We start from the raw sequence: 5852 nt of genomic DNA, 5'->3' as shown, positions 1-5852 counted from the left end.
TCTCGGGCGGAGCTTGCGGAGCGAACGGCGTCTCGGGCGGAGCTTGCGGAGCGAACGGCGTCTCGGGCGGAGCTTGCGGAGCGAACGGCGTCTCGGGCGGAGCTTGCGGAGCGATCAGGCGTTTCTGAGCGGAGCTTGCGGAGCGAACGAGGTCTCTGGCGGAGTTTGCGGAGCGAACGGCGTCCCTGAGCGGAGCGAACGGAGTCTTTGGTGGAGCTTGTGGCGCGAACGGAGTCTCCGTCGTGCTGATCGTCCCTTGTCGACGCGAACTCGCGGATGACTGTCGGTCGCCGGAGCTACCATCCCGGGCGTGACGAATCCACCAGGGGGACCCCACTACCAGCCGCCGTACGGGCCACCGCCGCCCGGCTATCCGGCGCCACCGGGCTACGCCCAGCCCGGCTACCCGGCGCCGGGCCAGCTCCCGGCGCCTGGGGTGGGCTACCCGACCCCGCCGCCCGGCTACGGCCAGCCTCCGGGCGCACCTCCCGGTGGATACGGCCCACCGTTCCCACCAGCCCCAACCGGGGGTTACGGCGCCGTCGGGACGGCGCCAGGTGCCCCACCGCCCGCCAACCCGAGCCCTTACGCCTCGCCGACGGCCGGATATCCCGCCGCGGGTGCGCCCGGCGGCTACGGGCCGCCCGGCGCGGGTTACCCACCCGCCGGGGCGTCGGCCTTCGCGCCATTGCCGACAGGGGTGCCCGGGTTCGGGCCGCCCGGTGTCGCGGCGCCTGGCGCCGGTGGTCCGCCGGTCGTCGTCGACGTCGGCAGGACGAACGCGCGCAAGGCGGTCATCGGTGCGACCGTGGCCGGGGTGATCGGGTTGATCGCGCTCGTCTCCGGGATCTTCGGTGCGGTCGACGGCGGCATCGGCGTGGGCATGATCGCGGTGGTCATCGGGTTGCTGTTCCTCATCCTGCCCGTCGGGCTGGTCGTCCGGCGGGACAAGGTCTTCCGGCCGCAGCACCTCGTCTTCGACGCGGCCGGGCTGCGCTGGGACGACCCGCGTGGCGCGCCGTGGATGGTGCCGTGGTCGGAGCTGGCCGCCGTCGCCATCTCCAAGCACAGTCCCAAGTCGGTCGGCCCCGAGTCCCTCCAGGACAAGATCGTCGGCGCGGCCTCGGACAGGATCGCGGGGGAGCGGGCGCACGTCCGGCTCGACTTCTTCCCCGCCGATCCCGGGTTCGCCGGCCGGCACCCCGAGATCGCGCACCTGTGGGAACGGCAGGGCGTCCAGAACGGCTACCGATTACCGCTCGGCAGCAACGTCAAGTTCATCCCCGTCATCGCGTCGGCGATGGGGCGGTTCGCGCCGCACGTCTACCGCGGGGTCAACGCCACCGAGGGGTTCTACGGGCTCAGCTGACCGGCGGCAGACAGCGGATCACCGTCACCTCGCCGTCCAGTGTGGACTCACCGGCGGCGTGCGGGAGGACGAACGTCGCGCCCTTCGTCAGCGGGACGTCGCCGGCCTTCTCGGTGCGCAGCGTGCCGGTGCCCGCCAGCACGACCAGCACGCCGAAGGAGGCGTCCAGTGCGGCCCCGCCGGTCAGGCGCTGCGCGCGGAAGAACTCGGGGTGGGCGAACAGGTCTCCCTGGTTCGAGGGGTGGACCAGCTCGTCGAGCCGGTGCGCCCAGCTCTGCCGGTCCACGCAGCCGAGCGCGGTGTCGAAGCCGATGCCCAGGTGGCCGCCCGCCTCGTCGTCGAGGAAGCCGCGCCACTCCAGCGTGACCGACAGGTCCGTTGGCTGCTGCAGCTCGACGATGAAGATGCCGGCGTCGATCGCGTGCGGCACACCGGCCGGCACGAACACGGTGTCGCCGGGCCGCACGGTCACCGGGTTCAGCGCGGCCAGCATGGCGGCGCTGTCCTGCCGGGCCACCCAGTCCGCGACCGTGTCGGCGGCCACGTCCTCGGTGAATCCGACGTGGACGGTCGCGCCCTCCTCGGCGCCGATCACGATCCACGCCTCGGTCTTGCCGAAGCGGGAGTCGTAGTGCCGCGCGGCGAAGTCGTTGGAGGGGTGGCAGTGCACGGGTAGCCGCTGGCCGGCGTCGAGCAGCTTCACGAGCAGCGCCGGCTCCGCGCCGAACGCCCGCACGTGCGCGTCGCCGAGCCAGTTGGCCGGGTGCGCGGCGACGGCGTCGCGGAGCAGGGTGCCGTCGGGGAGCGTGGTGAGGCCGTCGAACTGCTCGCCGTGCAGCGTTGTGCAGGAGGCGACCCAGTCCTCTGGGCCGAACTCGGTGCGAGCGTCGCCGCGCAGTGCCGCGATGGCCGCGCCACCCCGGTAGAAGCGGGGCGGCTGGTTGGCGGGCAGCTGGACTGGGCGCAGGCCGTCTTTCATCGTTCTCCTGATCCACGGGGTATGAGTCGGGCGGGCAACACGATCCGGCGGGGTGGCTCGCGGTCGCCGTCCATGCGGGCGAACAGCAGCTCGGCGGCGGCCTTGCCGAGTTCGGCCGGGTCGAGGGAGACCACGGTGACCGGCGGGTCGAGCAGGTCGGCCAGCTCGAAGTCGTCGAAGCCGACGAGCGCGGGCCGGTGCGTCGCCTGGGCGAGCGCGCGCAGCACCTGCACGGTGACCCGGTTGTTGCTGGTGACGACGGCGGTGGCGTTCCTCAGCGTGTCGGTGATGGTGCGTGCGGTGTGCCTGCCCATGGCGACGAGCCGCTCGTCGAAGGGGATGCCGGCCCGGACGCAGCCTTCGCGGAAGCCGGCGAGCCGCTGGGCGGCGGTGAAGACCGCGGGCGCGTGCCCGAGGAAGGCGATCCGCCGGTGCCCGTGCGCGGCGAGGTGGGTGACGGCCTGCGCCGCGCCGGCGACGTTGTCGACGAGCACGGTGTCGGCCACGACGTCGCCGGGCGGCCGGTCCACGAAGACCACCGGTGTGCCGGAGGTCATCTCGGGCAGGAGGTAGCCGTGCTGGCGGCCGGCCGGGACCACGATCAGCCCGTCGACCCGGCGCGCGCAGAACTCGAGTGCCAGCTCGCGCTCCCGGCCCGGGTCCTCGTCCGAGGACCCGGCGAGCACCTGCCGCCCGAAGCGCCGCGCGACCTCCTCGGCTGCGCGGGTGAGCCCGGAGTAGAAGGGGTTGGCGAGGTCCTCGAGAACGAGCCCGATGGTGCCGGTGGAGGAGCCGCGCCGCAGGTTGAGGGCGCCGACGTTGCGCCGGAACCCCAGTCGCTCGATGGCGGCGAGCACGCGCTCCGCGGTCTCGGTGTGTACCCCGGGTTCGGCGTTGACCACCCGGGAGACGGTCTTGATGCTCACCCCGGCCAGCCGGGCGACATCGCTCATGGTCGCCCTGCGGGGCAACCGACCGGGAGAGTTAGACAACGTTGTCATGGCATGAACATTCGACCGCCCGGACGGTCCTCTGTCAACTCGACAAGGTTGTCAGCGCAGACCTGGACGGCGGGCGCCTCCAGGGGATGGATGGAAGCGCCCGCCGTCCCACCAGCCGGTGGCTGGTGCCGGGTGAGCCGGGGAGACCGTTCCCGCTCACCCAAACCCCGCGAGGGTCCACTTCGCTCAAGATCGGACCCCGGGAAGTCCACGTAGCCCGAAGCGGCGCCTGCGAGAGTCCGCCTCGGTCGAATCAGGCCCGCGAGAGCCGAGTTCGCTCGAAGTCGGCCCCGCGAAAGTCCACTTCGTCGAAGAAGTTATCCACAGCCCCCACTGACCAGCGGTTTTGTCGGACCCCACCGGTAGAATGGAACCGGGGCAGGCCCCCGGGATGGGTGGGGGCTGGGCAACCACAGATAGCGGAGCGTTCGAGACAGCGGATTCAGTGGGGATGGTGCGGCGAACGGCGACCATGGAGCTTCGGTCGCCGCCCGCCAGGGGGCAAGTTCGTGAGGTTCCGGGTGGCCTGGTGCGCGCCTGCCGCGGGTAGCTGGCGCGCACCAGGTTTTCCACCGGCCGTGATCGCTGCCTCGCCCTGGGCGGCGGGAGCACTGGGCAGCGATCCGGTCCGGGCCCTTCCCCGGGTCAATAGCCTGTGTTGCCGTCCGCCTCCTCGGACTTGGTCTTCACCGGGGCCGTCGATTTGCAGCCCCGCGCCTCGATCGCGAACCACACGCCGTCCGCGCCGTGGCCGTTGGTGTCGCCCGGCTTCTTGTCGCCGGTGAACAGGTAGACCGGCCAGCCGCCGACCGTCACCTGTAGTGAGCCGTCGTCCCTGGGCACCGTCTGGACCAGGTCCCAGTCGACGCCCTGCACGTTGATGTCCTTGCCCGGCGCGGTCAGCAGCGGGTGCCACTTCTTCGCGCAGTCGCCGTCGCACCGGGATTTCGATGGGTTCTTGCTGTCCTTGGTGAACAGGTAGAGCGTCAGCCCGTCCTGGTTCACCAGCGCCGGGCCGAAGCCGGGGATGTCCTTCGCGAACACCGTGGCCGGGCCCACCTGGTTCGCCGGCGGAGCCGGCGCGGGGGGAGCGCCGGCGGCCCCGGTCCTCGTGCCGAGCGGGGTCACGGCGAACCACGCGTCCTGGATGCCCTGGCCGTTCGCCTGCCCGGGGCCCGTGTCCCCGGCGTACATGTACACGGGTTGCCTGGCGACCGTCACCTGCATGCTGCCGTCCGGCCTGGCCACCGTTCCGACCAGGGCCGAGTCGAGCCCCGAGGCCAGCACCTTGCCGTCCGCCAGCAGTGGCGGCCAGTTCTCGGCGCACTGGTCGACGCACTTGGACGCGGGCGGGTCCGTGCTGTCCTTGGTGAACACGTACAGCGTCTTGCCGCTCCGGTCGGTGAGCACCGGCCCGAGCCCGGCCACGTCGGCCGCGTTCACCGACACCTGGTCGGTGTCCGGTTGCGCGGCCGCCGCATCGATCAGTGTCGGCGCCTCCTGCGCCGCGCCACACCCTGCGAGCAGGGCCAGACCAGCGAACACCGGCACGACGAGAAGCTTGTGCGGCACGTTGGACTCCCCTTTCCGTCCTGCGGAGCGAGCGTCTTACCCAAGCGGAGCTTCCGGAGCGAAGGTCAGACCGTCCTCAGTGGCCGGAGCCCGTCGCGCCGGCCGGTGCCATGGACACGGATCTCCGCGTATTTCGGTTCACGGGAGCGTCCAGGGGCTAGATTCCCCGCCGTGAGCAACATGGCGATCGTCGCCGACGAGGTGCGGAAGTCGTACGGTGACCTGAAGGCCGTCGACGGCGTCTCGTTCACCGTCGGCGAGGGGGAGTTCTTCGGCATCCTGGGGCCGAACGGCGCGGGTAAGACCACCACGCTCGAAATCATCGAGGGCCTGCGTCAGCCCGACAGCGGCACCGTCCGCCTGCTGGGAGAACAGCCCTGGCCACGCAACACCGCGCTGCTGCCGCGGATCGGCGTGCAGCTGCAGGCGACCGCGTTCTTCGACAAGCTCACCGCACGCGAGCAGCTCGTGACCTTCGCCTCCCTGTACGGGGTGAGCGCCGCCCGGGCCGACGAGATGCTCGAGCTGGTCGGGCTCACGGACAAGGCAGGCACCCGCGAGGACAAGCTGTCCGGCGGCCAGCGGCAGCGGCTGTCGATCGCCTGCGCGCTGATCCACGACCCGGACGTGGTGTTCCTCGACGAGCCGACCGCCGCGCTCGACCCGCAGGCCCGCCGCAACCTCTGGGACGTCCTGCGCGCGATCCAGGAACGCGGCAAGACGATCCTCTACACCACGCACTACCTGGACGAGGCCGAGATCCTCTGCGACCGCGTCGCGATCATGGACCGCGGGCGGATCCTCGCGCTCGACCCGCCCGCCACGCTGGTCCGCGGCCTGGACGCGCCGACCAGGGTCATCCTCGAACGCGGCTCGCTGACCGTCGGCGACGCGAAGGCCCTGCCGGGCGCGGACGACGTGAGCGAGGACG

At 71.8% G+C, this 5852-nt stretch carries 5 protein-coding genes; 2 read left to right on the top strand and 3 right to left on the bottom strand.

The genetic code is table 11. The features are described from left to right. Positions 1–310 precede the first annotated feature (310 nt). Entirely contained in the window at positions 311–1369 is a 1059-nt protein-coding gene (locus ACJ73U_RS45905; RefSeq protein WP_407784103.1) for a hypothetical protein, read from the top strand. Here the strand turns inward: ACJ73U_RS45905 and ACJ73U_RS45900 are convergent. The 3 genes from ACJ73U_RS45900 to ACJ73U_RS45890 form a co-directional block, all read right to left on the bottom strand. Continuing rightward, complete coding sequence (locus ACJ73U_RS45900; protein ID WP_407784102.1) at positions 1362–2348, bottom strand: class I mannose-6-phosphate isomerase; 987 nt, start codon at positions 2346–2348, stop codon at positions 1362–1364. The two genes, ACJ73U_RS45905 and ACJ73U_RS45900, sit on opposite strands and share 8 nt — an antisense overlap. Beyond that, positions 2345–3301 carry a LacI family DNA-binding transcriptional regulator gene (locus tag ACJ73U_RS45895; protein ID WP_407784101.1) on the bottom strand — a complete coding sequence of 319 codons (957 nt, stop codon included), beginning with the start codon at positions 3299–3301 and terminating at the stop codon, positions 2345–2347. The genes ACJ73U_RS45900 and ACJ73U_RS45895 overlap by 4 nt, the downstream gene beginning before the upstream one ends. A 693-nt stretch (positions 3302–3994) precedes the next feature. Continuing rightward, positions 3995–4921: an SCO0930 family lipoprotein gene (locus ACJ73U_RS45890; RefSeq protein ID WP_407784100.1), complete on the bottom strand. Its 927-nt coding sequence runs from the start codon at positions 4919–4921 to the stop codon at positions 3995–3997. Between the two features lie 180 nt (positions 4922–5101). On the opposite strand from ACJ73U_RS45890, the gene ACJ73U_RS45885 reads away from it, so the two are divergent. Next, a partial coding sequence (locus tag ACJ73U_RS45885; RefSeq protein ID WP_407784104.1) for an ABC transporter ATP-binding protein occupies positions 5102–5852 on the top strand: 751 nt, incomplete at its 3' end.

Source organism: Actinophytocola sp., assembly GCF_045807065.1.
GTDB lineage: Bacteria > Actinomycetota > Actinomycetes > Mycobacteriales > Pseudonocardiaceae > Actinophytocola.
Note: the sequence above shows the minus strand (reverse complement) of the source record. Positions and strands in the feature narration are given on the sequence as shown.